This is a genomic window from Arthrobacter sp. OV608 (genome assembly GCA_900110595.1).
Classification (GTDB): domain Bacteria; phylum Actinomycetota; class Actinomycetes; order Actinomycetales; family Micrococcaceae; genus Arthrobacter.
The window spans coordinates 183,661-209,950 of record FOEZ01000008.1 but is presented as its reverse complement, the minus strand read 5'-3'; the positions used below and the strand labels follow the sequence as shown (position 1 = coordinate 209,950).

Genomic DNA, 26,290 nt, shown 5'->3' with positions numbered 1-26,290 from the left:
TCAGTGGCTGCGGGACCGGCGTGCACCCGGGCGCTGCAACGGAACCCACAGCTTGTAGCGGTCGGCCCGGTAGTACGAGACCGAATAGTCCACCATGGTGCGGGCCACGAACGCATGGCGCTGGATCTTCAGCAAGGGTGCACCGACCTCGACATTGAGCAAGCGCGCGGTGGAGGGCGAAGCAGCCGTGGCCTCAATCATGTCCTCCCCCCACTCCATCACCAGGCCGTACTGTTCGCTGAGCACGTTGTACAGCGAGGTGGGTGGCTCTCCATCCAGCAGGCCGGGAACCCGGTGGGTCGGGATGAAGTTCTCGTCGACGCTCATCGGCTCGCCGTCGGCCAGCAGAAGGCGCCGGAAACGGACCAGTGGGGTGCCCTCGTCCAGCTGGAGCTCGCGTGCCAGGAATGCACTGGCCCCGATCTGTTCGAAGCTGAGGACTTTGGCGGCCGGGACCATGCCGCGGCGCTGCATCTCTTCGCTGTACGAGGTGAGCTTGACCTGCAGGTCCAGCTTCGGCCTACGCACAAACGTGCCCAGCCCTACCACCCGCTCGATCACTTCTTCGCCCACCAGGGCATCAATCGCCTGCCGGACGGTCATCCTGGCGAGGCCAAAACGCTCCGCCAGGTCGCGTTCCGAGGGCAGCGCCGATCCGGGCCGGCACGATTCGACGATATAGGTCCGGAGGATTTCACGCAGCTGAACATAGATGGCCGTACCGCTGGTCCGGTCAATCTCGCCGGCGATGGCTGCCGCGCTACCAGCCACGGGACTTTGCCGTTTGGTTGAGGATCACCCAGCCATTTTAGGACAGGTCTAGACCAGTGTGCGCCACAGTACAGGAGCATTTCGCTGATCACGGGAAGGTGCCGCTATATTGGACAGGAAAATTTCAATACCAGACGGATGGGGCCGTCATAAAGAAGGAGTCCCGTTGCCAACTCAGAAGGCCGTGGTCACAGCCTCAATCGGACTGCATGCGCGTCCGGCCGCCGTATTTGTCCGGGCGGTCACCGAAACCGGGCTGCCGGTGACCATCTCCAAGGCGGGCACGGCATACGTTGATGCACGGTCTCTGCTGCAGGTGATGACGGCTGACTTCCATCACGGTTGCGAGGTGGAGCTCAACATCCCTGATGCAGCCCTAGACGGTCCACTGGGACGCGAAGAAGCACAGGATGTCCTCCAAACCCTTGGCAGGCTCCTGGAGTCGCAGGGAGCCGGGTAGGCCCCTGCCGGGACTGTTCCTGGGTTGCCCTGCAGGTGCTCAGGGAACGGCTCAACCACGTGATACAACAACGACGGCGGGCCTCACCTTTCAGGTGAGGCCCGCCGTCGTTGTTTACTTCCTTGTGCCTAGTGGGCGTGGTCGCCGCGGCTGTATTCGTAGACCCAGCCAATGAGCGCTACCACGGCCAGGCCGGCGGCGATGAAGACGATCCAGAAGCCGACTGCCAGGCCAAGGAACCCTGTGGCGCAGGCGATGCCCAGGACCAGGGGCCACCAGCTCCACGGGCTGAAGTGGCCCTGTTCGCCGGCGCCCTCGTGGATCTCGGCGTCAGTGCGGTCCTCGGGACGCATGCCAACACGCTTGCCGGTGAAGCCGAGGTATCCGCCGATCATGCCGGCGAGGCCGCCGACCAGGAGGATGCCGAGGATACCGACCCACTCACCCCAGTTGGTGAGGAACCCGTAGACCAGCGAAACCGGTACGAAGAAGAAGACTCCGGAACCAAAGATCCATGATTCGATTTTCACTGTGCAGTGTCCTTCTGGTCGGCGTTACCGAGTACCTGGGCTGCGGGAGCCGGCGACTCGGCAGTGTGGACCTGTCGAAGCTCGGGGTGGTGCAGGTCAAGGGCGGGACGCTCGGAGCGGATCCGGGGCAGCGACGTGAAGTTGTGCCGCGGCGGCGGGCAGGACGTGGCCCACTCGAGCGAAGCGCCGAAGCCCCAGGGGTCGTCCACCTGTACCTTTTCGGCACTGCGCCACGTGATGTAGACGTTCCAGAAGAACGGGATCAGCGATGCGCCCAGGACAAACGAAGCCACGGTGGAGAACTGGTTCATCCAGGTGAAGTTGTCCTCCACCAGGTAGTCCGCGTAACGGCGGGGCATGCCCTCGACGCCCAGCCAGTGCTGGATGAGGAAAGTGCCGTGGAAGCCGAGGAACAGGAGCCAGAAGTGGATCTTGCCCAGGCGTTCGTTGAGCATCTTGCCGGTCCACTTGGGCCACCAGAAGTAGAAGCCTGCGAACATCGCGAACACCACGGTGCCGAACACCACGTAGTGGAAGTGCGCCACCACGAAGTAGGAGTCGGAGACGTGGAAGTCCAGCGGCGGGGATGCCAGGATGATGCCGGTGAGGCCGCCGAAGAGGAAGGTGATCAGGAAGCCGATGCTCCACAGCATGGGCGTTTCGAACGTCAGCGATCCGCGCCACATGGTGCCGATCCAGTTGAAGAACTTCACGCCCGTGGGCACTGCGATGAGCATGGTCATGAATGCGAAGAACGGCAGCAGCACTGCGCCGGTGACGTACATGTGGTGGGCCCACACGGTCACGGACAGGGCAGCGATGGCGATCGTTGCGTAGACCAGGCCCTTGTAGCCGAAGATCGGCTTGCGGCTGAAGACCGGGAAGATCTCCGAGACGATGCCGAAGAACGGCAGGGCGATGATGTACACCTCGGGGTGGCCGAAGAACCAGAACAGGTGCTGCCAGAGGACGGCACCGCCGTTTTCGGGATCGAAGATGTGGGCACCGAAGCGGCGGTCGGCACCGAGTGCGAACAGCGCGGCGGCCAGCGGCGGGAACGCCATGAGTACCAGAATGGCGGTGACCAGGGTGTTCCAGGTGAAGATCGGCATCCGCCACATGGTCATGCCCGGTGCGCGCATGCAGATGATGGTGGTGATGAAGTTGACCGCACCAAGGATGGTGCCGAAGCCGGACAGTGCCAGGCCGAACACCCACAGGTCGCCACCGATGCCGGGGCTGAACGTGGTGTTGGACAGCGGCGCGTAGGCGAACCAGCCGAAGGAAGCGGCACCCTGCGGTGTGATGAAGCCGGACACCGCGATGGTGGAGCCGAAGAGGAAGAACCAGAAAGCCAGTGCGTTCAGCCGCGGGAACGCGACATCGGGTGCGCCGATCTGCAGGGGCATAATGACGTTCGCGAAGCCGGCGAAAAGCGGGGTGGCGAACATCAGCAGCATCACGGTGCCGTGCATGGTGAACAGCTGGTTGTACTGCTCCTTGGTCTGCAGGATCTGCATACCAGGCTCGAACAGTTCGGCGCGGATCAGCAGCGCCATCACGCCGCCGAGGCAGAAGAACACAAACGAAGCGATCAGGTACATGTACCCGATGGTTTTGTGGTCAGTGGAGGTGATCCAGTTGACGACGATGCGTCCCTTGGATTTGGGAACCACGGGAGCCGTGAGGACTCCGGTGGGTGCGGATTGAGTGTACGTAGCCACGTCGCTCCCCTTACTTAATTTCGTTCAGGTTCGGGTTGCGGTCGTACTCCACACCAAGGAGGCCCGTGTTGCCGGCGGCCTTGAGCTCTTCCATGTGGGCCTGGAATTCAGCTTCCGACACCACCTTGACGCGGAACAGCATTTCGGAGTGGTACTCGCCGCAGAGTTCGGCGCACTTGCCGTCGTAGGTGCCCTCTTTAGTGGGGGTAAACCGGATGTAGTTGGTCTTGCCGGGGATCATGTCGCGCTTCTGCAGGAAGGCGGGAACCCAGAAGGAGTGGATCACGTCGCGTGCGTTGAGTTCGAGGTCAACGGACTTGTTGACGGGCAGGTACAGCGTGGGGAGCTGTTCCTTGTCGATCGTGTTACCCGTGAGGTGCGCCTGGACGCCGGCCTCGTGGAGGTCTTCTTCGATGACGTCGCCGGACTTGTAGTTGAAGTCCCAGGCCCACTGCTTGCCGCGGACATCAACAACGACGTCGGCGGGCTTGGAGCGGTCGTCAATGGCCTGCTGGTCACGGTCAGTGAAGTAGAAGAACACCAGGACCATAAACAGGGGGATGGTCAGGTAAAAGACTTCCAGGGGAAGGTTGAAGCTGGTCTGCCGCGGGAATCCCACGGTGCCCTTGCGGCGCCGGTAGGCGACGAGGCACCAGACGATCAAGCCCCAGGTAATGATGCCCACAGCAAGGGCGGCAATCCATGAGTTGACCCAGAGGTCCATGATGCGGTCGCTGTTGTTGGTGGTGCCACGTTCTGTGGGCAGCCACCCCTTCTCTACCTCTGGCGAACATCCGGTCAAAACCAACGCGCCGGCAATTGCCAAGCTTGAGATCGTGGTGATCGTTTTGCGTCGGCTGCCGGTTCGGTTCTGCGAACTCACAGACGGCCCTTCCTACTTGTTGCTGTTGTCCGGGCAGCCATCGGCGCCGCGGGCACACTAAAAGTTTTACTACTCGGTGTAGAGCTTACCGCTCCCCCGGGCGTTTCGCCCACATGTCGGCGCCGTGGCTCCCGCAGTGTTGATTGCGGGAGGCCACGGCGCCGGCACCAGGCGAAACAACCGGTTCTAGTGGAACGAATCTCCACAGGCGCAGGAGCCGCCGGCGTTCGGGTTGTCGATGGTGAAGCCCTGCTTCGAAATGGTGTCTTCGAAGTCGATGCTGGCGCCGCTGAGGTACGGAACGCTCATCTTGTCCACCACTACTTCAACGCCGTCGTAGTCGCGGACGGCATCTCCGTCAAGGAGGCGCTCGTCGAAGTAGAGCTGGTAAATCAGCCCTGAGCAGCCGCCGGGCTGCACGGCGACACGGAGGCGGAGGTCCGTGCGGCCTTCCTGCTCAAGGAGACTGCGGACCTTGCCTGCGGCGACGTCGGTCAGGTTGACCTCGTGGACGGGCAGCTCATCAGTAGCAGCGCTGGTGGTCTCGGTGCTGTTCTCATTGGTTGCGGTGCTCATTGGCCTACCTTCTTAGGACGGTCTGGCGGCCCCGCGCTAACGGTGGCCTGCCCCTACGGATACGGTATGGGCTATAGCTACATGCTACGCGGGGCGCACGTGTAGCTCTAACTCCTGACGTAACCATGCAGGGTCCGCTCTTGTTCCCGCGGAGCCTGGCCAGGACCTCAGGCTTCCTGGAGCCCGCCGCTGTCCATCCGCGCGAGCAGCAGCGCTTCGGCAAGGATGGCTTTCCGGAAATCCCCGAGATGCAGCGACTCGTTGGCGCTGTGGGCGCGCGAGTCCGGGTCCTCCACACCCGTCACCAGGATCTGGACGTCGGGGTAGAGCTCCGTGAGATCGGCGATGAACGGGATGGAACCGCCGATTCCGGTCTCCACCGCCGGCACGCCCCACGCCTCCCCCAGCGCCCACATGGCCAAGGCTGCAGCAGCCGAGGACGTGTCCGTCTGGAACGGGTTGCCGCTCTCCCCCGGCGTAAAAGTGACCTTCGCGCCAAATGGGGCGTTGGACTCAACATGCTTGCGGACTGCCGCCATGGCTTCTTCCGGCGACTGCCCGGGCGCCAGCCTCAGGCTGAACTTCGCCCGCGCCCTGGGCAGCAGCGTATTGGACGCCACATCCACGGCCGGCGCATCAAAGCCGATGATGGACAGGGCAGGCTTCGTCCAGAGCCGTGAGGCGATGCTGCCCGTGCCGGCGAGGCGGACGCCGTCGAGCACTGAAGCGTCGGCCCGGTAGTCGGCCTCGGGGAAATCCACTGAGGCGTTATCAGTGGCGACGAGCCCCGGGATGGCGACGTTGCCGTCGTCGTCATGGAGGGTGGCAATCAGGCGCGCCAACAGGGTGGGGGCATCAAGCACGGGGCCGCCGAACATCCCTGAGTGCACCGCGTGCTCCAGGACCTGGACTTCGATGGTTCCGTCCACCAGCCCCCGAAGGCTTGTGGTCAGGGCGGGTATGCCCACCTTCCAGTTGCTGGAATCTGCGACGACAATCACATCGGCGCGGAGGAGTTCCCTGTTCGCCTCCAGGAAAGGCCTGAACGTGGGTGAGCCGGCTTCCTCTTCACCCTCGATAAAGAAGGTGACCCCCAGGCCAAGCTCCGCACCGAGGACCTCGGAAACAGCTGCATAAGCGGCGATGTGCGCCATGATGCCGGCCTTGTCGTCCGCAGCGCCACGGCCATACAGGCGGCCGTTCTTCTCGACGGCGGCGAAAGGTTCTGTTTCCCACAGTGCTTCGTCGCCTGCTGGCTGTACGTCATGGTGCGCGTACAGCAGGATGGTGGGTTTGCCTTCCGCGGCGGGACGGCGGGCGACGACGGCGGGGCCGCCGGGAGTGCCGTCCGGTTTGTCACAGCCGAGGATTTGAACGTCTTCGAGACCGGAATCCCGCAGCAGTACTGCTACGGCTTCCGCGCTCCGCTCAAGGGGCGACCTGTCAAAACTGGGCCAGGCGATACCGGGAATCGCCACGAGGTCCTTGAGGCGCGTAAGGGTCTGGTCAAAGGAACGGTCTATGGCGGCCCGGAGGTCTTCCGTAGCCGCGGCGGAGCCGGAACCGGCCGCTTGGGCGCCGACAAAACTGACCGGGGTTTCCGGTGAGGGTGAAGTCATGGAAAAAACATTACCCCCGTCACATTGGGCGTTGCCGCAGGCATGAGTACACACAGGAATCCGGCGCCCTCCCGCAAGGTATTCTGTTCAGGTGTTCGGACGTAAAAAGGAAGCGCCCTCGGCGCAGGAATTAATTGACCAGCAGGCTGCGGATGCTGCGGCGCGGCAGGGCGGCGTAGCCGGCAAGGGCGCCCCCACCCCAACGCGCAAGGCTCAGGAAGCGGCCCGCAGGCGCCCGCTGGTGCCCGAGGACCGCAAAGCCTCGAAGGCTGCCGAGCGACAGGCCGTCCAGGACCAGCGCCTCAAGATGCGCCAGGCGCTGGACACCGGGGACGAGAAGTTCCTCCCGCTCCGGGACAAGGGGCCGCAGAAGAGGTTCGCCCGTGACTACGTGGATGCACGGTTCAGCCTCGGCGAATACCTGATGTTCGGCGCCTTGGTATTTGTCCTGGTGTCCTTGGTGGTGCCGGCGTCCAGCGACATGATGATCTATGTGCTGGGTGGTTTCTGGGTAATGTTCCTGGCCGTCTTCGTGGACGTGTTCATCCTCTCCCGCAAGCTCCGCAAGCGGCTGGCCGAAAAGTTCGGCGAGGTGGAACGCGGCACCGTTTGGTACGGCTCCATGCGCTCACTGCAGTTCCGCAAGCTCCGGCTGCCCAAGCCCCAGGTCAAGCGCGGGCAGTACCCGGCCTGACCAGTGCGGCGGCGCCCGCGCCCCACAGAGCAAAAACAACCCCGGCGGGATGACCCGCCGGGGTTGCCCCGTTAAGACTACAAAGCCGGCTGGGCCGCGCGGCTCTTCGCCAACTGCTTGTTGATGCGGGCAGCCCAGAAGGGTCCTTCATACAGGAAGGCCGTGTAGCCCTGCACCAGGGTTGCTCCGGCGTCGAGCCTGTCCTGGACATCCTGGGCAGTCTCCACGCCGCCAACCGCCACCAGGGTCAGCGAATCGCCAGTAATTTCCTTAAGCCGCCGCAGCACGTCCAGGGAGCGTTGTTTCAGCGGTGCGCCGGAAAGGCCGCCTGCACCGCATTTTTCCACTTGCTCCGCGGGGGTGGCCAGACCGGTGCGGGCAATGGTGGTGTTGGTGGCGATGATGCCGTCCAGCTTCAGGTCCAGCGCAAGGCGGGCAACGTCGTCGATATCCTCATTGCTCAGGTCGGGCGCGATTTTCACCAGCAGGGGAACGTGGTGGCCGGCAGCACGGTCTGCTTCTTCTCCCACTGCCGTGAGCAGCGGCCGGAGGCTCTGAACATCCTGCAGGAGCCTCAGCCCGGGCGTGTTGGGCGAGCTGACGTTGACCACCAGGTAGTCCGCGGCGGGGGCGAGGCTGCGGGCACTGACCAGGTAGTCCTCCACGGCGTCTGCCAGTTCCACCACCTTGGTCTTGCCGATGTTGACGCCGATGACGGGGCGAACAGAAGGGTGCCTGCGTTGAAGGGCAGCCCTGGCAGCCTTCAGCCGCGGGGCCACGGCAGTGGCGCCGTCGTTGTTGAATCCCATCCGGTTAATCACGGCCCGGTCTTCAATCAGGCGGAACAGGCGCGGCTTTTCGTTGCCGGGCTGGGCCTGGCCGGTGATGGTTCCCACCTCGACATGGCCGAAGCCGAGCTCAGTGAGGGCTTCAATGCCGTGGCCTTCCTTGTCGAAGCCCGCGGCAAGGCCAAAGGGCGAGGGAAAGGTAATCCCGAACGCCGTTGTCTGCAGAGATGGTGCCGGCGCTGTCAGTTTCGCCAGGACTTTCCCTGCTCCCGAGCGGTGCGCGAGCCTGATGCCCTTGAATCCGATCTTGTGGGCGCGCTCGGCGTCCATCCATGAAAAGGCCAGCCTGAAGAATGTGGGGTAAACGCGCATGCATCCTAGTTTTCCGTCTTGTTGGCGCCACACCAAAACGGAGCGGCCACGAGACGAACCGGGACCTCCACGGACCGGGCCGGACGAGGCAAAGGAACTGGAAGGCGGATTAGCATAAAGCCATGGAATGGCAGCGGGACATCCTGGGCGAGGAATTCGAATCCTATGCCTTTTCCGCCGTCGGGGACGACGCGGTGGAGCGGACGGCCACGCTGGTCCGGTTCCGGCCGGCCCACCAGGAATCAGGGCAGCGGGAGTCCAGCCAGGAGCCAGTTGCATCCACGAAGCCCCGGAGGGCCGTCCTCTTCCTGCACGGCTGGAGCGACTACTTCTTCAATGTTGACCTGGCCCGTTTCTGGTCGTCCGCAGGCTACGACTTTTACGCCCTGGATATGCACAACCACGGACGCAGCCTGCGCCCCGGATCCCCAGGCGGATATGTGTCCGATCTGGCCGACTATGACGCTGAAATTGAGACGGCATACCGGCTCATCGGCCAGGAGGGCGCTGCCGCCCCGCTGACCCTGATGGGCCATTCGACGGGCGGGCTGGTTGCGGCATTGTGGGCAAGCAGGCACCCCGGGGCCGTGTCGCAGCTGATCCTCAACAGTCCGTGGCTGGAGATGCATGGGAGCGCCCTGGTCCGGCGCGCGGCCTACGGCATGGTGGGGCCGGTAGCACGTTTCCGTCCGGAGGCGGTGCTGCGCCTGCCGCCGCGCGGCTTCTACTGGCGCACCATCAGCAGCGCGGCGGAGGGCGAATGGGCCCTGGATGACCAGTACCGTCCGCCCATGGCGTTTCCGGTCCGGGCGGGCTGGCTCAGCGCCGTACTCGCCGGCCACGCAAGGGTGGCACGCGGCCTCAACCTCGAGGTCCCGGTGTTGGTGCTGTTGTCCCGCGGAAGCGCCAATGGCCTCTTCTGGTCGGAGGAGATGCGGCGGACCGACGCCGTGCTTGACGTCAACGTTATTGCCGCCCGGGCCCTCACCCTGGGCCGCACGGTCACGGTTGAAAGGATCGACGGTGCCCTGCACGATGTGTTCCTCTCCCAAGCTGCCGTCCGCGCCGACGCCTACGAGAGGCTGGCGCGCTGGCTCGTTGCCTATGGCGGGACGGCGTGAAGGTGGAAGCGTGACCTGCCCCGGATGGCCCTACTGTGCGGCGTCTCTTGCCGGGCCGGCAGCGTCAACGGCACCGCCGTACCGGCGATCCCGGCGGGCGTACTCTTCCACTGCAGTCCACAGGGTGCGGCGGTCGACGTCGGGCCACAGGGTGTCCATAAACACAAACTCGGCGTAGGCGGACTGCCAGAGCATGAAGTTGGACAACCGCTGTTCTCCGGAGCTCCGCAGGAAAAGGTCAACGTCCGGGAGGTCGGGCTCGTCAAGATATTTCTGGATAGTGCGCTCGGTGATGGCGCCGGGCTTGAGCCTGCCCGCTGCAACGTCCGCAGCGATGGCGGAGACAGCGTCCGTGATTTCCGCCCGGCCGCCGTAATTAACACACATGGTTAACGTGCACGTACTGTTGCCCGCCGTGAACTCTTCTGCCTCTTCGAGTTCGCGGATGACTGAGCCCCACAGCCGCGGCCGCCGGCCGGACCAGCGGACCCGGACGCCCCATTCATCGAGCTGGTTCCGCTGCCGCCGTAGCACGTCCTTGTTAAATCCCATCAGGAAGCGCACCTCCTCAGGGGACCGCCGCCAGTTTTCGGTGGAGAAGGCGTAGACGCTCACGTACTCAATCCCCAGCTCGATGGCCCCGGCCATCACATCCAGCAGTGCCGGCTCGCCGGCCTTGTGCCCTTCGATTCGGGGCAGCCCCCGCTGGTTGGCCCAGCGGCCATTGCCGTCCATCACAATGGCCACGTGGCGCGGAATGAACTCTGACGGGATGGACGGCGCCACGGCGCCTGAAGGATGCGGGTAGGGCGCAACCACAGGGTGGCTCCGCTTCGGGGCTGCGTTGTTCTTTTTTCCCAGGGCCACTGTCAGCTGCGCTCCACATGTTTGAGGGACTTCAGTACTCGTTCAAGATGCCATTGCAGGTATGCGGCCACCAGACCGCCTGCTTCCTTGCGGTGTACCGGCAGTGAGGCGTCTGCCGTTGCCCACTCCCCCGTCAGGAGCGCGGCCAGCAACACCACCGTTTCCGGCGCGGGCGCCGGTGATCCCGGCGGCCTGCATCCGGCGCAGACCATCCCGCCCAAAGGCGCCGAAAAGGCGTTGTGGGGCCCGGCCTGTCCGCAGCGGGCACAGTCCGTGAAGCTCGGCGCCCAGCCGCCGGTGGCGAGGGCCCGGAGCAGGTAGGAGTCCAAAATCAGCCCCGCGGCATGTTCGTCCCGGCTCAGCGAAGCCAGTGCCCCGACCAGCAGGTTGTACTGTGCGGTTCCCGATTCGCCATCGACGTCCGTGAGTTTTTCGGCGGTCTCCGTCATGGCGGCGGCGACCGTATACCGGCCATAGTCTGCGGCGATGCTGCCGCCATAGGCCCCTTTGGCCACTGCCTGCGTGACGATATCCAGGCTCTTCCCGGACACAAGCTGCAGGTCCGCCACCATAAAGGGCTCGAGGCGGGCGCCGAACCGGCTGCTGGTCCGCCGGACGCCCTTGGCGACGGCACGGACCTGGCCATGGTGTTTGGTCAGGAGCGTGATGATGCGGTCCGCCTCACCCAGTTTGTGGGTACGGAGGACGACGGCGTCGTCCCGGTACGCGCGGGAGGCGAAAGAGTGTTGGGCCACGCCTTATCTTCCCATTTCTTTGCGGTGCGGCCTCGCGCCGCTCCCGGACAGCCGCTCCCGGACACCAGTGATGCCCCTGCCATTGTGCCGCCGGGCATTGCCCGGCGGCACTATATGCGGCATCAGCCCTGGGCGTCCCGGATGGCGCGGTTGACCGCTGAGATCACGGCTTTGAGGGAGGACATGCTGGTGTTGGCGTCGATACCTACACCCCAGAGCACGCGTTCCCCCACGGCGCATTCGACGTAGGCGGCGGCCATGGCGTTTCCGCCTTCAGAGAGGGCGTGCTCGCTGTAGTCCAGCACCCGGACGTCCACGCCGTCCTCGCCCAGGATGCTCAGCAGTGCGGCGATGGGACCGTTGCCGGTCCCTGTGCGCTGGACCTCAACGCCGTCCACGGTGAGGGAGGCGTGCAGCGTCATGCCGCCGTCGGCATCTGTTTCTGTCTTGACCCCGCCCAGGGAGTAGCGTCCCCACTGCCCGTCAGCTTTCCCGGACGGCAGGTACTCGTCCTGGAAGACCTGCCACAGCTGGGCTCCGCTGACTTCGCCGCCCACGGTGTCGGTGCGCTTCTGGATGACGCCGGAGAATTCGATCTGGGCGCGCCGCGGCAGGTCCAGGCTGTGCTCGTTCTTGAGCAGGTAGGCCACGCCGCCCTTGCCCGACTGCGAGTTGACCCTGATCACGGCTTCGTAGCTGCGGCCCAGGTCCTTGGGATCCACGGGCAGGTACGGAACCTGCCAGGTGAAGTCGGCCACGTCCTTGCCGGCGGCGGCTGCGTCGCGCTCCAGGGCCTCGAAGCCCTTCTTGATGGCGTCCTGGTGCGATCCCGAGAACGCGGTGAACACGAGGTCGCCGCCGTAGGGGGAACGCTCCGGGACGGGCAGCTGGTTGCAGTACTCGACGGTCCGGCGGACGTCGTCGATGTTGGAGAAGTCGATCATGGGGTCGATGCCCTGGACAAAGAGGTTCAGGCCCAGGGTGACCAGGTCCACGTTGCCGGTCCGCTCACCGTTGCCGAAGAGGCAGCCTTCAATCCGGTCCGCACCGGCCATGTAACCCAGTTCCGCGGCCGCGACGCCCGTCCCGCGGTCGTTGTGCGGGTGCAGGGAGAGGATGATGCCCTCCCGCGGGTGCAGGTGGCGGCTCATCCACTCGATCGAATCGGCGTAAACGTTGGGGGTGGCCATTTCCACGGTGGCGGGCAGGTTGATGATGACCTGGCGGTCAGCGGAGGCTTCAAACACATCGGCGACAGCGTTGCAGACGCGCACGGCATACTCCAGCTCCGTGCCGGTGAAGGATTCCGGGGAGTATTCGTAGGTCACGTGTGTGTCCGCGAGGGTCTCCTCGTACTTCTTGCACAGGCGTGCGCCCTGGAGCGCGATGTCCAGGATTCCGTCCTCGTCCTGGTTGAACACCACCCGGCGCTGCAGCACTGATGTGGAGTTGTAGAGGTGGACGATGGCCTGCTTGGCCCCGACCAGGGACTCATAGGTCCGTTCGATCAGGTGCTCGCGGGCCTGGGTCAGGACCTGGATGGTGACGTCGTCCGGGATGTGGTTGCCCTCGATGAGCTGGCGGACAAAGTCGAAGTCTGTCTGGGAGGCGGAGGGGAAGCCGACTTCGATCTCTTTGTAGCCCATCCGGACCAGCAGGTCGAACATCTTCATCTTGCGGGCCGGGCTCATGGGATCGATCAGGGCCTGGTTGCCGTCGCGCAGGTCCACTGCGCACCAGCGCGGAGCCTTGGTGATGATCTTGTCCGGCCAGGTGCGGTCCGGCAGCTCAACTTTGATCTGGTCCTGGAACGGCGTGTAACGGTGGGCGGGCATTCCGGAGGACTTCTGTGCGTTTCGCATTACTATCGGGGCCTTTTCTGTGGTTCTTCTTTGAAAGGGTGGCCGGGCAACACAAACTCCGCAGCGAGGGTGGCCTTGCGCTAGATCGCGTCTGAGGCCTCGCCGCGGCAGCTAAGAAGAAGAAGCTCTGCACGCACCTTTTGAGGGTAGCACGCATGCGTAAGATGAAAGGGCACTACCGTCCGTTACGTCCACCATGCAGACGCCGCCCGGTATCCAGCTGGCCGCGGCTCTTCGTCAGAAGGAGCTTCCGTGCCCATTTCGGGGATCGACCTGTCCACCTTTGATAACACTGTCCGGCCGCAGGATGACCTCTACCAGCATGTGAACGGGGCCTGGCTCAAGGCCACCGAGATTCCCGATGACCGGCCCCTCGAAGGCACGTTCACCGCGCTGCGCGACGGCTCGGAAATCGCCGTCCGCGACATTATCGAGGAAGCGGCTGCGAAGGGCGCGGACGCCAGCGGCATCGAGCGGAAAGTGGGTGGACTCTACAGCAGTTTCATGGACGAAGCAGCCGCGGAGGCCAAGGGGATGGAACCGATCCGCCAGCGCCTGGCCGACGTTTTTGCGACCACGTCCGTGGCCGATCTTGTGTCCCTGGCGGGCCGGCTGTTCCGCGCCGATGTTGGCGGACTTTTCTACATCTACCCGGCACCTGATGCAGGGAACCCGGACCGCGTCCTCCTTTACACGGGACAGGGCGGCCTCGGGCTGCCGGACGAGTCCTACTATCGGGAAGAAAAGTTCTCGGCGATGGTCACCGCCTACGAGGCACATGTACGCAGGATGCTGGATCTGGCGGAGGTGCCGGATGCCGGTGCCGCCGCCGCACGGGTGGTGGAGCTGGAAACAAAGCTGGCATCACATCACTGGGACAACGTCACGCTGCGGGATCCGCAGAAGACCTACAACCTGAAGACAGCGGACGAGGCCTCGGCACTGTTCCCTCTGCTGTCCGCCTGGTTCGAAGCCGCCGGCATCGATGAGGCCAAGCGGCAGGAGATTGTGGTGAGCACCCCGCCATTCTTCGACGGCGCCGCCGGGCTCCTCGAGTCCGAGCCTTTGGCCCATTGGCAGGAATGGCTTGCCATGCGTGTGGTCAGTGCCGCGGCGCCCTACCTGTCCTCGGCTTTCGTCGACGCCAACTTTGCGTTCTACGGCACCACCATCAGCGGAACGCCGCGGAACAAGGACCGCTGGAAGCGCGGCGTGGGCGTGGTGGAGGGAGCCCTCGGCGAAGCCGTTGGGCAGATCTATGTTGCCCGGCACTTCCCGGAAACCCACAAGGCGCGGATGCAGACACTTGTTGGCAACCTGATTGAGGCCTACCGGCAGAGCATCACCGGCGTGGGCTGGATGGGTGAGGCCACCAAGGCGGAGGCGCTGCGGAAACTGGAAGGGTTCCGCGCGAAGATCGGCTACCCGGAGGAATGGATTGACTACTCCGCCGTGGAGATCGACCCTGCTGATCTCCTGGGCAACGTCGAACGGGCCCACAATGCCGACGTCGACCGGCACCTGGACGAGGTGGGCAAGCCGGTGGACCGCAACAAGTGGCTGATGACCCCGCAGACCGTGAACGCCTACTACCACCCGATGATGAACGAGATTGTGTTCCCGGCGGCGATCCTGCAGCCGCCGTTCTTCACCGCCGACGCTGACGATGCCGTGAACTACGGCGGGATCGGGGCGGTCATCGGTCACGAGATCGGCCACGGGTTCGATGACCAGGGGTCCCAGTTCGACGGCGGCGGGGCGCTTCGGAACTGGTGGACCGACGAGGACCGCCAGGCCTTCGAGCAGCTGACTGCGAAACTGGTGGCCCAGTATGATGCCCTTTCCCCCTATGCAGCACCGGGGCATAACGTCAATGGCCGGCTCACGCTTGGCGAGAACATCGGCGACCTCGCCGGCCTGGCCATTGCCTACAAGGCCTACCTGATCAGCCTGGATGGCAAGGAGCCCGAGGTCCTTGACGGCCTCACGGGGCAGCAACGCTTCTTTGCTTCCTGGGCAGCGGGCTGGCGGCAGGTCATCCGGAGTGAGGAGGCGATCCGCCGGCTTGCCACGGACCCGCACTCCCCCAACGAGTTCCGGACCAACGCCATTGCGAAGAACCTGGACGCGTTCCACGAAGCATTCGACGTCACTGACCAGGACGGGATGTGGATGGCCCCCGGGGAGCGCGTCAGCATCTGGTAGCCATTAAAAATCGGGGCCCGCCATTGCGGGCCCCGATTTTTTAGTGCTGGTTGGTATGGCCTGCAGCCAATGCCGGCTAGTTGTTGACGATCAGCTCCGGATTGGCCTGCTGGCAGGTGGCATCGCCGGCGGTCTGGTTGACAATGTCATCGGGCAACGCGACCTTCGCACCGTAGGTGGTCCCCGAGGTGAAGTCGGTGCCGAGGTAAACCTGGACACCCGATACGGCCGGAGCCGGGAGGATCTGTGCTGCGGGTATCCCGAGTTGGGCGGCGACGTCGGCGGCTACGTCCTGGAAGCCGGTCCCGTAGTAGACCACGGACTGGTCCACAGCCACGGCCTCGAACCGTCCGGTCTGGGTGAACCCGCCGGAGACCAGGGCCTGGACGATCTCCTGGGACCGGCCGGGAAGGCCGCTGCCGTTGGCCACAGTGACAGGCTGGACCGCCTTGTCATAGGGCGGGAGGGGGGTGGCCGTCTCGGTGGGAGCTGCTGAGGGCGTCTCGCTGGGCGCAGGTGTGGTGGGCGCCGTCGGGTCGGTCAGGTCGATGTCCCGTTGCAGGGCGGAGAAGAGCTGCGGGCCGGCCGGTTCCGCGATCTGTAGCCTGTTCGGATCAACAAGCGCCGGGGTGGTGGGAACCGCCACGAAGGCGACCTTGCTGATGTCGATGTCCTTGAGCCGGTTGCCGATGGTCAGCAGACTGGGAACGGAAGCGAGTCCCTCGTCCACGGTCAGGTTCTGGGTGACGACGTCGGCGATCTTCAGCATCCTGCCGGGATCGGACAGCGTTCCTTCATCCTTGATTTTCCGGGTGAGCGAGGAAAGGAAGCCCTGCTGCGCCTTGATGCGGCCAAGGTCGCCGCCGTCGGCAAATGCATGGCGGGTGCGCAGGAAGGCGAGGGCCATTTCACCCTGGACGGCGGAGGTCCCCTTGGGCAGCCGAAGCCGCGAATCGGGGTCGTAGACGGCGTCGCTGATGCAGACGTCCACGCCTCCCACGGCATTGGACAGTTCCTTCACCGCGTTGAAGTCCGCCATCATGAAGTGGTCCACCGTCAACCCGGTCAACTTGTTGACGGTATCCACGGCGCAGCCGATCCCCGCCTCACCCATGGCCTCGTTGATCATCACACCACTGCGGGCAGGGAAGGTCTGCTTGGTCTTCTCGTCCTTGCACTCCGGAATATCAACCAGGAGGTCGCGCGGAAAGCTGATCACGCTGACGCGCTTGTTGTCCTCGGAAATATCCATCAGCATCATGACGTCGGACTTGCCATAGCCCTTTGAATCATCAGAAGTTCCGTACTCGCCGTTCAGGCCGTCGCGCGTGTCCGAGCCCAGGATCAGGATCTGCATCCGCCCGGTGGCGTCACTCACTGGAGCGTCAGTGCCGCCCCCGCCGGCGTTCAGCGGGGCCTTGGAGATGTTGCTTTGCAGCCGCACGAACCAAAATCCGGCGAACGCAAGGGCGCCGATCATCACCAGCGACAGAATACCGGTGACGATCTTCAACCACACCGGCATTCCCCGCTCGGGGCCCAGGTGGCGCGCGGCTCCAACGGTGCCGGCTTCCGCGTGCCTGGACCTTGGTCCCCCGGCTGACACGTCAGCTCCGTTATCGCGCTTTTCGCGGCCTCGCCCCACGTAATGAACCTTCCTCTAGATTCTGAATCCGGTCCATTTTAGTGGCCCAGTCTGGGAAATTGCCGGGCTGCCCTTTGCGGCACCGGCAGGCGGGCTCAGAAGCCCAGCTTGACCAGCTGTTTCGGGTCCCGCTGCCAGTCCTTGGCAACCTTGACATGCAGGTCCAGGTAGATGCGCGTCCCCAGGAGCGCCTCGATGCCCTTGCGTGCGTTGGTGCCCACTTCGCGCAGCCGGCTGCCGCCCTTGCCAATGATGATGGCCTTCTGTGACGGCCGCTCCACATAGAGGTTCACGCGCACGTCCAGGAGGGGGTTATCGTCTGGACGGTCCTCCCGTGGAACGATCTCTTCCACGACCACCGCGAGCGAGTGCGGCAGCTCGTCCCGGACCCCTTCCAGCGCCGCTTCCCGGATGAGCTCGGCGACCATCACGGCTTCCGGTTCATCGGTCAGCTCCCCATCCGGGTAGAGCGGGGGCGACGGCGGCATGTGGCTGATCAGCACATCGGCTACGGTTTCCACCTGGAAGCCGTCCGTAGCGGACACAGGGACGATATCCTTCCAGCCTTCCTCCCCCAGCACTTCGCGTCCGAGCGCGGCCACGGCCAGGAGCTGTTCCGTCAGGGCCTGCCTGTCCACCAGGTCCGCCTTGGTGACGATGGCGATGACGGGCTTGCGGCCCACGGCGGCGAGTTGCGCCGCGATGAATTTGTCGCCCGGGCCGATTTTTTCGTTGGCGGGAAGGCAGAAGCCGATGGCATCCACCTCGGCCAGGGTGTCGGCCACAAGATCGTTCAGGCGCTTGCCGAGCAGGGTGCGGGGCCGGTGCAGGCCGGGAGTGTCCACCAGGATCAGCTGCGCGTCCTCCCGGTGGACGATGCCGCGGATGGTGTGGCGGGTAGTTTGCGGCTTGGCGGAGGTAATGGCCACCTTCTTGCCCACCAGCGCGTTGGTCAGGGTGGATTTTCCTGCATTGGGACGGCCCACCAGGACCGAAAACCCTGCGCGGAAACCGCCGAAATCCTCTTCGCCGGCGGCCTTATTTTTCTTGCTCACGTGGAACTCCCTGCTGGGTTGCTTCCGCCTCTTGGAAGAGGTCTTCAAGGTCAGTGTCTACTTTTGGAACGGGCGCCGCAATGATGTGGCTGACACGGTTCCGGCGTCCTTCGAGCCGGTCGGCGCGCAGCGACACCCCGTCCACGTCCACATGGCTGCCGACGATGGGAACGCGGCCCAGCGCTTTGGCCAGCAGGCCGCCCACGGTGTCCACTTCGTCGTCGTCGAGCTCGATGTCAAAAAGCTCTCCGAGGTCGTCGATGCTCATGCGGGCGCTGACGCGGTAGGAGCCGTCGCCGAGCTCCACGGCCTCGGCACTCTCGGTGTCGTACTCGTCCACGATTTCGCCCACGATTTCCTCAATCAGGTCCTCGAGGGTGACGAGCCCGGCGGTGCCGCCGTATTCATCGATCACGATGGCAACGTGCGTGGATTCTTTCTGCAGTTCCCGGAGCAGGTCGCTGACCGGCTTTGATTCGGGGACATACCGGACTTCACGGACCAGGGAGTCCACCAGGGGCGGTTCCTCATCCGGTGCCAGCTCATGGAGGACGGCCGCCACGTCCTTGAGGTAGACAATGCCCAGGATGTGGTCGCTGTCTTCGCCGATCACCGGCATCCTGGAGTAACCCGAACGGAGGAAGAGTGACATGGCCCGGCGGAGGCTGGAGCCTGCTTCAACGCTGAGGATGTCGGTCCGGGGCACCATAACGGCCCGGACCAGGGTGTCGCCGAAGTCGAAGACGGACTGGATCATCTCCGCCTCGGTGTCCTCGATCATGTCCGATTCGCTGGCCCGGTCCACCAGCTCGCGGAATTCCTGCTCACTGAAGAACGCCTCATCACCGGTGGGCGCCCCGGGGGCCGCCGCGCTTCCCACCGCCACGAGCCAGCCCGGGATGGGCCCCAGGACCCAGGTGAGGAAGCGGATCATGGGCGCGGTGAACCGCACCACCGCAGCCGAATGCAGCCTGCCGAGCTGGCGCGGTGAGACGCCCACAATCACAAATCCCAGCAGGGCCATAATGCCAGTGGCAGCCAGGCCCGCAAACCAGATATTGTCCAGCAGGCTGTAGAGGAGGACGGCGACGGCAACCGCCGAGGCCATCTCGAACCAGATGCGCCAGAACCGCAGGGCCCGGATATGGGCCACCGGCTGGGCCAGGATCCGCCGCATGGCGGTGCCGCGGCTTTTCAAGAGCGCTTCTTCCGCATCGTGGCGCGGGAGGAAATTGAAGGCGGCTTCGGCCGCGGTCAGTACTGCCGCGATACCCAGGAAAGCCAGGGCCATCGCGACCAGGAGCAAAGGCGTCACTGGGTAGTCTCGGCGGGCGCTTCTTTACCGGTGAAGCCGGACAGGAGTTCGCGCTGGAGGCCGAACATCTCGGCCTTCTCCTCAGGTTCGGCATGGTCGTAGCCCAACAGGTGCAGGATGCCGTGCGTGGTCAGCAACAGCATTTCATCCTGCAGCGAGTGGCCGGCATTCTTGGCCTGGACAACGGCCACCTGCGGGCAAACGGCGATGTCCCCGAGCATGCCCTGCGGCGTGGGCCGGTCCGGAGTCCCCGGGGTCAGTTCATCCATGGGCACTGACAGGACGTCCGTGGCGCCGGGCTCATCCATCAGTTCGATGTGAAGCTTCTCCATGGCCGGCTCGTCCACCAGGAGGATGGACAGTTCGGCCTGCGGGTGGATGTACAGCTGCTCGAAGATGTACCTGGACAGCGCAACGAGTTCAGATTCGTCCACCTGGACGCCGGACTCGTTGTTCACCTCGATGCTCACGCGCGTTCCCCCCGTTTTTCCCGGCTTGCCGAATGCTTCACCCTGTTCCGCTGGGCGTCGTCCCAGATGCTGTAGGCGTTAACGATGTCACCCACCAGCCGGTGCCGGACCACGTCTGCGGCGTCCAGGACGGAGAAGTTCACATCGTCAATGCCCTGCAGGATTTCCTCCACGATCCGCAGCCCCGAGCGCGTGCCGAACGGCAGGTCCACCTGGGTGATATCGCCCGTGACCACCATCTTGGACCCGAATCCCAGCCTGGTGAGGAACATCTTCATCTGTTCCGGCGTGGTGTTTTGGGCCTCATCGAGGATGATGAAGGCGTCATTGAGGGTGCGGCCGCGCATGTAGGCCAGCGGCGCCACCTCAATGGTTCCTGCTGCCATGAGCCTCGGAATGGACTCCGGGTCCATCATGTCGTGCAGGGCGTCATACAACGGACGCAGGTACGGGTCGATTTTGTCGCTCAAGGTGCCCGGGAGGAAGCCAAGCCGCTCCCCTGCTTCCACTGCGGGGCGGGTCAGGATGATGCGGCTGACCTCTTTTTGCTGCAGGGCCTGGACGGCCTTGGCCATGGCGAGGTAGGTCTTGCCGGTGCCGGCCGGACCGATCCCGAAAATGACTGTGTTGGCGTCAATGGCATCAACGTAGTTCTTTTGGTTCAGCGTCTTGGGGCGGATCGTTTTGCCCCGGCTGGACAGGATGTCATGGGTCAGCACGTCCACCGGGTTCTGCAGGGACTGGGTGCGGAGCAGGGCAACGAGTTGCTGCAGTACGGCCGGGCTGATGACGGTTCCGCGTGCCACCAGTCCCCGGACCTCGTGGAGGAGCCGCATGATCCGCGGCACGTCCGTAGCCGGTCCGCTAATGGAAAGCTCGTTGCCGCGGACGTGGAAGTTCACGTCAGGGAACTGCTCTTCAATGAACCGCAACGCTTCATCATGGCTGCCGAGGGATTGAACCATCTGGTCGGAGCTGTCGAAGAGGACAACTTCGGTGCGGACGCCAGGGAGTGTGTGGGGAAATTCCCCCGCGGCGCCTTCGCCGGTGACAAGCCTGCGCTTTCCGTTAGCTGATTCAGTCATGGTGTTGGCCCGCGGGCCCGTGATCCCCTCGATCTCGAAAAAGTGGCTGCTGGCTGATCGGCGGCGGGCTGTCCCCGTTGCGTCTCAGCGGTACCTTCCATCTTACGCCAGAGGGCAGCCCTGGCCCGATGCCCGCCCCGGTACGGGCGCGGGGTGCTTGGCCCTGGCCGCCGATACTGTTCCGGTTCCGGCTGTCCGTCATTAGGTATCAACTTCATATCGGCCTCATATCGTTCACGTTGCAGTTGGGCCGCTGGGCGCATCCGGCGGCTTTTGCCCGCCGGCGCTGTGTAATGCTGGAAATCCAGGGTGCTACGGAAGCGCCCAGGCTGACCGGGGATCGGCCAATCCAACCAGGGAAGGACAGGCAATTACGGTGCCGGAAACCGCAGGGCCCCACCGGGCCGGAAGAACACTGAACGGCGCCCGTTCAATGGTTCTTGCCGGGCTGCTGGTTGCCATCCCTGCCCTGACCGGCTGCATCGCCGAACCGGGCCCGTCACCCACGGGCCTCCTGGCCTCGAGTCCCGCCGCCACCGGCAGTGTCTCTGGTGCGCCCGCCACCAGCGCACCCCTGGAAACCACGCAGTCCTCCAACAAGGCCCCGGTTTACTGGATTGGCCGCAGCAACAGCAACGTTTTCCTGTACCGCGAGTTCAGGGATGTTCCCGAGCAGGAAAATCCAGTGACGCGGGCCCTGCGCGCCATGATGTCTGAAAAGCCCCTGGACCCGGACTTCTTCACCCCCTGGCAGAACCCCAAACAGCTGGCAACCTCGATTTCCGGCAAGGACATCATCACCGTTGACGTGTCGGAGGACGCCTTCAACAGCAACCTGGACGCCGATATGGCGGCCCGGGCCATCCAGCAGCTGGTCTATACGGCCACCGCGGCTGCGGCGAGTTCCGGCCTGATTGACTCCGGCCAGCAGATCCGCGTGCGCATCCTGGTGGACGGGCACACAGATTACGTGGCGTTCAACCACGTGCAACTGGGGTCCCTCATGGCCCGCACGGCCGGGCTCGTGGCTCCGGTGTGGATCATCGACCCGCAGGAAAACGTTGAGGTGGCGGACGGCAGCGTCAAGATCACCGGCCGGAGCACGGCCGCGGGCGGCAAGCTCCGCTGGCAGATCCTACGGTCGGAGGAGAACGGGAACAAGACACCATTCCTGACCGGCGAGACCACCGCCGCGGCGGACCCTGCCCAGGCGGGAGTCTTTACGCTGGCCCTGACCCTGCCCGCCGGCGACTACGAGCTCCGGGTCGGGCAAACGTCCAACCCCGACAGCCAGCAAAACGGCACCGAAGATACCCGGGGATTCAAAGTACGGTAAGCCGTGGCCGTTCAGGCTGCGGGCGCCGCCCAGCGGCCCAGGACATCGCTGGCAAGCACGACGGCGGCGGGACCGGCGGTTGATGAACGCAGCACATGGTGCCCCAGCAGGGCAGTCACGGCTCCCTGGCCGCACAGTTTCGTCACCTCGCGCTGGCTGATGCCCCCTTCGGGGCCGACAATCAGGAATATTTCCCGCGGCCCTTCTACAGCATCATTCGAGAGCCACGATTCCAGGACCAACCGCAGTGGACGCACGGCGTCCTCGTGCAGGATAACGGCGAGGTCGGCCGCCCCGGCAGCAGCAGCGAGACCGGCAGTGTCGACGGCGGCACGCACCTCGGGGATCCAGGCCCGCCGGGCCTGTTTGGCAGCCGCGGTAACAACAGACTGCCACTTTGCATGGGCCTTGGCCGCCCGGTCCCCCTTCCAGCGCACGATGGACCTTTCGGACTGCCACGGTATAACGGCGTCGATCCCCAGTTCGGTGGCGGTTTCGATGGCCAGCTCGTCCCTGTCGCCCTTGGCAAGGGCCTGGACCAGAACCAGCCTGACGCCGGGCCGCTCCTCAACCGCCATGGACGTGCATTCGACCTCGAGCCCGGCCGGGGAGGCAGACAGCACTTTCCCGCTCATCCGGGTGCCGGCGCCGTCAACGATGTCCACGGGCTCGCCGGGAGCCAGCCGTTTGACGGTCACTGCGTGCCGGGCCTCAGGTCCCTCAAGGACAAAATGCCCTTCGGGTGCCATCTGGTCCAAGGACCCGGACGCCGTGAAAAAGACGGGGTTGCTCACCGCTACAGGTTACCGAACCGGTCCCGGAGCTTGGCGAACATACCGCCGCTGGCGGCCAGCTTGCCCTCCGTGATCTGCTCGCCGCGCAACCTGGCGAGCTGGCGCAGCAGGTCCTCCTGCGCCGCGTCCAGTTTCGCCGGCGTCTCCACCTGCAGATGGACCTTCAAATCACCACGGCCGTAACCGCGCAGGTGGGTCACACCCAGCCCGCGCAAGGTGATGATCTCGCCGGACTGCGTTCCTGCCTTCACATCGATCTCCTGGGGACCGTCGAAGGTTTCCAGGGTGACGTCTGTTCCCAGCGCGGCTGCGGTCATGGGGATGTTCAGGGTGGCGTGCAGGTCGTCGCCCTCCCGGACATATGTGGCGTCGTTGTTGACGCGGATTTCAACGTACAGGTCTCCGGCGGGGCCGCCGGCAGGACCGGCCTCGCCCTGGCCGGAGAGCTGGATGCGGGTGCCTGTGGCAACGCCGGCGGGAACCTTGATGGTCAGGGAACGCCGGCTGCGGATGCGGCCCTGCCCGCTGCATTCGTTGCAGGGGTCCTTGATGACGGTGCCGAAGCCTTCGCAGGTGCCGCACGGGGCGGCGGTCATGACCTGGCCCAGGATGGACCGGACCGCCCGCTGGACCTGGCCGCTGCCGCCGCAGATGTCGCAGCGCTCGGGGTGGGTGCCCGGCCTGCAGCACGAGCCTTCGCACGTTGGGCAGACCACTGCCGTATCCACTTCGAGCTTCCTGTTGACGCCGAAAACGGCGTCGCGAAGTTCGATCCGGACGCTGATGAGGGCGTCCTGGCCGCGCCGGACGCGCGATGCGGGCCCGGAGGAACCGCCGGCGCCAAAGAACGTATCGAAGATGTCCTGGAAGGCGAAGCCCTGGCCGGCGTAGGCTCCCCCGCCGAACCCGTTGTCCGTGCCGTTCTCGTTGCCGGTGGTGTCGTACACCCGGCGCTTCTGGGGATCGGAGAGAACTTCGTAGGCGTGGGTCACGGCCTTGAAGCGGTCTGCCACATCTTCGCCGGGGTTAACGTCCGGGTGAAGGGTGCGGGCCAGCTTGCGGTAGGCCTTCTTGATCTCTTCGCCGGTTGCATCCGGTGAGACTCCAAGGACTTCGTAGTGGCTGCTCAAAGTTCGTATCTCTTCCTTGTTGTTTTGCCTGCAGTTGTACTGCGGGCGCTACTGTTCGTGCCTGGCCGCAGGACGGTTCGGGTCAGGGACCTAAAATCCGTGACAGGTACCGGGCGACGGCCCTGACCGCGGCCATGGTGGTGGGGTAGTCCATCCTCGTGGGGCCCAGGATGCCAATCTTCGCGACACTGTCCGGCCCGTACCCGGTGGCCACCACCGATGCCTCCGCCAGGCCGTCGTACGGGTTCTCGCGGCCGATGCTGACGGCCACCCCACGGTGGTCCTGCGCCATCTCGCTCAGGAGCCGCAGCATCACCACCTGTTCCTCCAGCGCCTCCAGCACGGGGCCGATGCTGAGCGGAAAATCCACGTTGGAACGGGCAAGGTTGGCTGTCCCGGCCATCACCATGCGGTCCTCCCGGCTGCTGTGGGCCAGGGCTTCCAGCCCGTGCGCCAATGCCTGGGCTGCCTGCCGCTGTGCGGGGGCGACGCCGGACACCACCGCGGGCAGCGACTGCGTCAGCTGGCTCAGGGCAGTCCCGCCAAGGGATGCCAGGAAATGCGTGCGTAAAGTACCGAGGACGTCGTCGCCAAGGTCCTGCCCGACGTCGATGACCCGCTGCTCCACCTTGCCGCTGTTGGCGATCAGCACCACCAGCACCTTCCGCGGTGCCAGGAGGACGAATTCGATATGCCGGACCAGGGCTCGGTTGAGGTGCGGATACTGGACCACTGCCACCTGGTTGGTCAGCTGGGACAGCAGCCGGACGGTGCGCTCCAGGACGTCGTCGAGGTCGTCTGCCCCTTCCAGCAGGGACTGAATGGCCCGGCGTTCGGCCTGGGACAGCGGCTTGACCGCAGAAATCTGGTCCACAAAGAGCCGGTAGCCCTTGTCCGTGGGAATGCGGCCTGCGCTTGTGTGCGGGGCTGTGATCAGCCCTTCGTCCTCAAGTGCGGCCATATCATTGCGAATGGTGGCGCTGGAGACACCAAGATGGTGCCGTTCCACCAGGGCCTTGGACCCGACGGGCTCGCGCGAGTGGACATAGTCCTCCACGATGGCCCGCAGTACTTCAAGCTTGCGCGGTTCGCTCACACTCCACCTCCATCCAGGGATCAGGGCAGCCGTTCCGCCCGCACCGTACCTCACAGGGGTTAGCACTCGACATGCCTAAGTGCTAACAGTCTATTATGACTCGCCCCGTTGTTAGCATTGGTACCGCTCCGGGCGAAATTCCGGGCCCGGATCCAGCACGAAGCGGAGTTCATCCATGCAATACCAGAACTGGGGAGCCCAGGACCTGACGGCACCTGCAAGAACGCAACTGCCCGAAGTGCCGGTGGAGCGCGGCATGGTACTGGAGGAGGTCCAGTCCGGCTGGGTAGGCGCAGTGACGCGGGTGGAAAAATCAGGCGGCATGCACGTGGTGGCCCTGGAGGACCGCCGGGGCAAGTCCAGGTCCTTCCGGCTGGGTTTCGGTTTCCTTCTGGAGGGCCAGCCCATCCGGCTGATGCCACCGGTACCGAAGCAAACCCAGGCCGGGGGCCCGGCCGGCGGCCGGACAGCATCCGGTTCGGTGCGGGTGGCGGGCCAACGGGCACAGGTGGCCAAGGCGAGCCGCATCTGGGTGGAAGGAAAGCACGACGCCGAACTGGTGGAGAAAGTATGGGGCGATGACCTCCGGGTGGAGGGCATCGTCGTCGAACCCCTGCACGGCATTGATGACCTGGCGGCGGCGGTTGCCGGTTTCAGGCCCGGTCCCGGGCGGCGCCTGGGCGTGCTCGTGGACCATTTGGTGCCCGATTCGAAGGAGTCACGGATCGCGGATGCGGTCATGGCCTCCCCCGGAGCCGCCGGCAACGTGCTGATCGTTGGCCACCCCTATGTCGACGTCTGGCAGGCGATCCGCCCGTCGGTCCTGGGCATTGAAAAGTGGCCCGAAGTGCCGCGCGGGCAGGACTGGAAGACCGGCATCCTCAAGGCGTTCGGGTGGCCGCACGCCACCAAGGAGGACACCGGGCTGGGCTGGCAGAAACTGCTGGGCGCAGTGCGCACCTACGCGGACCTGGAAGCGTCGCTGCTGGGCAGGGTCGAGGAAGTAATTGACTTCCTCACTGTCCCCTGAACTGACAGGATCCAGCGGCAGGACGTCGGAGCGGGCGGCTTCACCAAGTATTCTTGGTACTGCGGTGTCTGCTTCTGGCATTACCTCAGCAGATATTGGCATTCTTA

24 protein-coding genes are annotated in these 26,290 nt (G+C 64.7%); 6 read left to right on the top strand and 18 right to left on the bottom strand.

The window, feature by feature from the left end; translation table 11 throughout:
• Window positions 1-771 (bottom strand): GntR family transcriptional regulator, encoded by a 771-nt coding sequence (locus tag BMX78_RS12920; RefSeq protein WP_091419963.1) that lies wholly within the window; start codon window positions 769-771, stop codon window positions 1-3.
• Window positions 772-937: 166 nt separating this feature from the next.
• Here BMX78_RS12920 and BMX78_RS12915 point away from each other — a divergent pair, with 166 nt between their 5' ends.
• Window positions 938-1,231: an HPr family phosphocarrier protein gene (locus tag BMX78_RS12915; protein WP_091419961.1), complete on the top strand. Its 294-nt coding sequence runs from the start codon at window positions 938-940 to the stop codon at window positions 1,229-1,231.
• Between the two features lie 128 nt (window positions 1,232-1,359).
• Here the strand turns inward: BMX78_RS12915 and BMX78_RS12910 are convergent, their stop codons facing one another.
• The 5 genes from BMX78_RS12910 to BMX78_RS12890 form a co-directional block, all read right to left on the bottom strand.
• On the bottom strand, window positions 1,360-1,761 hold the full coding sequence (locus BMX78_RS12910) for a cytochrome c oxidase subunit 4 (RefSeq protein ID WP_091419959.1): 402 nt from the start codon (window positions 1,759-1,761) through the stop codon (window positions 1,360-1,362).
• A complete protein-coding gene (gene ctaD, locus BMX78_RS12905) occupies window positions 1,758-3,485 on the bottom strand; it encodes an aa3-type cytochrome oxidase subunit I (protein WP_050055218.1) in 1,728 nt (575 codons plus the stop codon). The genes BMX78_RS12910 and ctaD overlap by 4 nt, the downstream gene beginning before the upstream one ends.
• Window positions 3,486-3,495: 10 nt before the next feature.
• Window positions 3,496-4,368: an aa3-type cytochrome oxidase subunit II gene (gene ctaC / locus BMX78_RS12900; protein WP_091419957.1), complete on the bottom strand. Its 873-nt coding sequence runs from the start codon at window positions 4,366-4,368 to the stop codon at window positions 3,496-3,498.
• 186 nt (window positions 4,369-4,554) lie between these two features.
• Entirely contained in the window at window positions 4,555-4,944 is a 390-nt protein-coding gene (locus BMX78_RS12895; protein WP_050055216.1) for a HesB/IscA family protein, read from the bottom strand.
• Window positions 4,945-5,111: 167 nt separating this feature from the next.
• A complete protein-coding gene (locus tag BMX78_RS12890) occupies window positions 5,112-6,563 on the bottom strand; it encodes a dipeptidase (protein WP_091419955.1) in 1,452 nt (483 codons plus the stop codon).
• Between the two features lie 91 nt (window positions 6,564-6,654).
• Here BMX78_RS12890 and BMX78_RS12885 point away from each other — a divergent pair, with 91 nt between their 5' ends.
• Window positions 6,655-7,257 carry a DUF3043 domain-containing protein gene (locus BMX78_RS12885; RefSeq protein ID WP_091419954.1) on the top strand — a complete coding sequence of 201 codons (603 nt, stop codon included), beginning with the start codon at window positions 6,655-6,657 and terminating at the stop codon, window positions 7,255-7,257.
• 77 nt (window positions 7,258-7,334) lie between these two features.
• On the opposite strand, the gene BMX78_RS12880 is transcribed toward BMX78_RS12885, so the two are convergent.
• The gene (locus BMX78_RS12880) at window positions 7,335-8,417 is read right to left on the bottom strand and encodes a quinone-dependent dihydroorotate dehydrogenase (protein WP_091419952.1); all 1,083 of its coding nucleotides are present in this window, start codon (window positions 8,415-8,417) and stop codon (window positions 7,335-7,337) included.
• A 122-nt stretch (window positions 8,418-8,539) separates the two neighbouring features.
• Between BMX78_RS12880 and BMX78_RS12875 the strand changes: the two genes are divergently transcribed.
• Window positions 8,540-9,538 (top strand): alpha/beta hydrolase, encoded by a 999-nt coding sequence (locus BMX78_RS12875; RefSeq protein ID WP_091419951.1) that lies wholly within the window; start codon window positions 8,540-8,542, stop codon window positions 9,536-9,538.
• A 30-nt stretch (window positions 9,539-9,568) separates the two neighbouring features.
• Here the strand turns inward: BMX78_RS12875 and BMX78_RS12870 are convergent, their stop codons facing one another.
• From BMX78_RS12870 to leuA, 3 genes are all read right to left on the bottom strand, one after another.
• The gene (locus BMX78_RS12870) at window positions 9,569-10,405 is read right to left on the bottom strand and encodes an isoprenyl transferase (protein ID WP_091419949.1); all 837 of its coding nucleotides are present in this window, start codon (window positions 10,403-10,405) and stop codon (window positions 9,569-9,571) included.
• Window positions 10,406-10,407: 2 nt separating this feature from the next.
• A complete protein-coding gene (gene recO / locus BMX78_RS12865; protein ID WP_091419947.1) occupies window positions 10,408-11,160 on the bottom strand; it encodes a DNA repair protein RecO in 753 nt (250 codons plus the stop codon).
• Between the two features lie 122 nt (window positions 11,161-11,282).
• Window positions 11,283-13,022, bottom strand: a complete 1,740-nt coding sequence (gene leuA / locus BMX78_RS12860; protein ID WP_091419945.1) for a 2-isopropylmalate synthase — start codon at window positions 13,020-13,022, stop codon at window positions 11,283-11,285.
• Between the two features lie 252 nt (window positions 13,023-13,274).
• Here leuA and BMX78_RS12855 point away from each other — a divergent pair, with 252 nt between their 5' ends.
• Window positions 13,275-15,227 (top strand): M13 family metallopeptidase, encoded by a 1,953-nt coding sequence (locus BMX78_RS12855; RefSeq protein ID WP_091419944.1) that lies wholly within the window; start codon window positions 13,275-13,277, stop codon window positions 15,225-15,227.
• A 76-nt stretch (window positions 15,228-15,303) separates the two neighbouring features.
• Here BMX78_RS12855 and BMX78_RS12850 read toward each other — a convergent pair whose 3' ends face one another.
• The 5 genes from BMX78_RS12850 to BMX78_RS12830 form a co-directional block, all read right to left on the bottom strand.
• Entirely contained in the window at window positions 15,304-16,752 is a 1,449-nt protein-coding gene (locus BMX78_RS12850) for an LCP family protein (RefSeq protein WP_091419942.1), read from the bottom strand.
• Window positions 16,753-16,967: 215 nt separating this feature from the next.
• Complete coding sequence (era, locus tag BMX78_RS12845; protein ID WP_091419940.1) at window positions 16,968-17,927, bottom strand: GTPase Era; 960 nt, start codon at window positions 17,925-17,927, stop codon at window positions 16,968-16,970.
• Window positions 17,911-19,242, bottom strand: coding sequence for a hemolysin family protein (locus tag BMX78_RS12840; RefSeq protein ID WP_091419939.1), 1,332 nt, complete (start codon window positions 19,240-19,242; stop codon window positions 17,911-17,913). The genes era and BMX78_RS12840 overlap by 17 nt, the downstream gene beginning before the upstream one ends.
• Entirely contained in the window at window positions 19,239-19,712 is a 474-nt protein-coding gene (gene ybeY / locus BMX78_RS12835) for an rRNA maturation RNase YbeY (protein WP_091419937.1), read from the bottom strand. The genes BMX78_RS12840 and ybeY overlap by 4 nt, the downstream gene beginning before the upstream one ends.
• The gene (locus tag BMX78_RS12830; RefSeq protein WP_091419935.1) at window positions 19,709-20,797 is read right to left on the bottom strand and encodes a PhoH family protein; all 1,089 of its coding nucleotides are present in this window, start codon (window positions 20,795-20,797) and stop codon (window positions 19,709-19,711) included. The genes ybeY and BMX78_RS12830 overlap by 4 nt, the downstream gene beginning before the upstream one ends.
• 376 nt (window positions 20,798-21,173) lie before the next feature.
• Here BMX78_RS12830 and BMX78_RS12825 point away from each other — a divergent pair, with 376 nt between their 5' ends.
• Entirely contained in the window at window positions 21,174-22,133 is a 960-nt protein-coding gene (locus BMX78_RS12825; RefSeq protein ID WP_285250260.1) for a GerMN domain-containing protein, read from the top strand.
• 11 nt (window positions 22,134-22,144) lie between these two features.
• On the opposite strand, the gene BMX78_RS12820 is transcribed toward BMX78_RS12825, so the two are convergent.
• From BMX78_RS12820 to hrcA, 3 genes are all read right to left on the bottom strand, one after another.
• Window positions 22,145-22,927 carry a 16S rRNA (uracil(1498)-N(3))-methyltransferase gene (locus BMX78_RS12820; RefSeq protein ID WP_091419931.1) on the bottom strand — a complete coding sequence of 261 codons (783 nt, stop codon included), beginning with the start codon at window positions 22,925-22,927 and terminating at the stop codon, window positions 22,145-22,147.
• A 2-nt stretch (window positions 22,928-22,929) separates the two neighbouring features.
• Window positions 22,930-24,057: a molecular chaperone DnaJ gene (gene dnaJ / locus BMX78_RS12815; RefSeq protein ID WP_091419930.1), complete on the bottom strand. Its 1,128-nt coding sequence runs from the start codon at window positions 24,055-24,057 to the stop codon at window positions 22,930-22,932.
• Between the two features lie 82 nt (window positions 24,058-24,139).
• Window positions 24,140-25,153, bottom strand: a complete 1,014-nt coding sequence (gene hrcA / locus BMX78_RS12810; RefSeq protein ID WP_091419928.1) for a heat-inducible transcriptional repressor HrcA — start codon at window positions 25,151-25,153, stop codon at window positions 24,140-24,142.
• Window positions 25,154-25,328: 175 nt separating this feature from the next.
• Here hrcA and BMX78_RS12805 point away from each other — a divergent pair, with 175 nt between their 5' ends.
• Complete coding sequence (locus tag BMX78_RS12805; protein ID WP_091419927.1) at window positions 25,329-26,183, top strand: DUF3097 domain-containing protein; 855 nt, start codon at window positions 25,329-25,331, stop codon at window positions 26,181-26,183.
• The last annotated feature ends 107 nt before the right edge of the window (window positions 26,184-26,290 follow it).

Excerpts from the sequence above, each read along its gene's own strand:
- BMX78_RS12895 (WP_050055216.1), bottom strand. The coding sequence starts at position 4,944 with ATGAGCACCGCAACCAATGAGAACAGCACCGAGACCACCAGCGCTGCT.
- BMX78_RS12890 (WP_091419955.1), bottom strand. The coding sequence starts at position 6,563 with ATGACTTCACCCTCACCGGAAACCCCGGTCAGTTTTGTCGGCGCCCAA.
- BMX78_RS12880 (WP_091419952.1), bottom strand. The coding sequence starts at position 8,417 with ATGCGCGTTTACCCCACATTCTTCAGGCTGGCCTTTTCATGGATGGAC.
- BMX78_RS12875 (WP_091419951.1), top strand. The coding sequence starts at position 8,540 with ATGGAATGGCAGCGGGACATCCTGGGCGAGGAATTCGAATCCTATGCC.
- leuA (WP_091419945.1), bottom strand. The coding sequence starts at position 13,022 with ATGCGAAACGCACAGAAGTCCTCCGGAATGCCCGCCCACCGTTACACG.
- BMX78_RS12850 (WP_091419942.1), bottom strand. The coding sequence starts at position 16,752 with ATGCCGGTGTGGTTGAAGATCGTCACCGGTATTCTGTCGCTGGTGATG.
- BMX78_RS12830 (WP_091419935.1), bottom strand. The coding sequence starts at position 20,797 with ATGACTGAATCAGCTAACGGAAAGCGCAGGCTTGTCACCGGCGAAGGC.
- BMX78_RS12805 (WP_091419927.1), top strand. The coding sequence starts at position 25,329 with ATGCAATACCAGAACTGGGGAGCCCAGGACCTGACGGCACCTGCAAGA.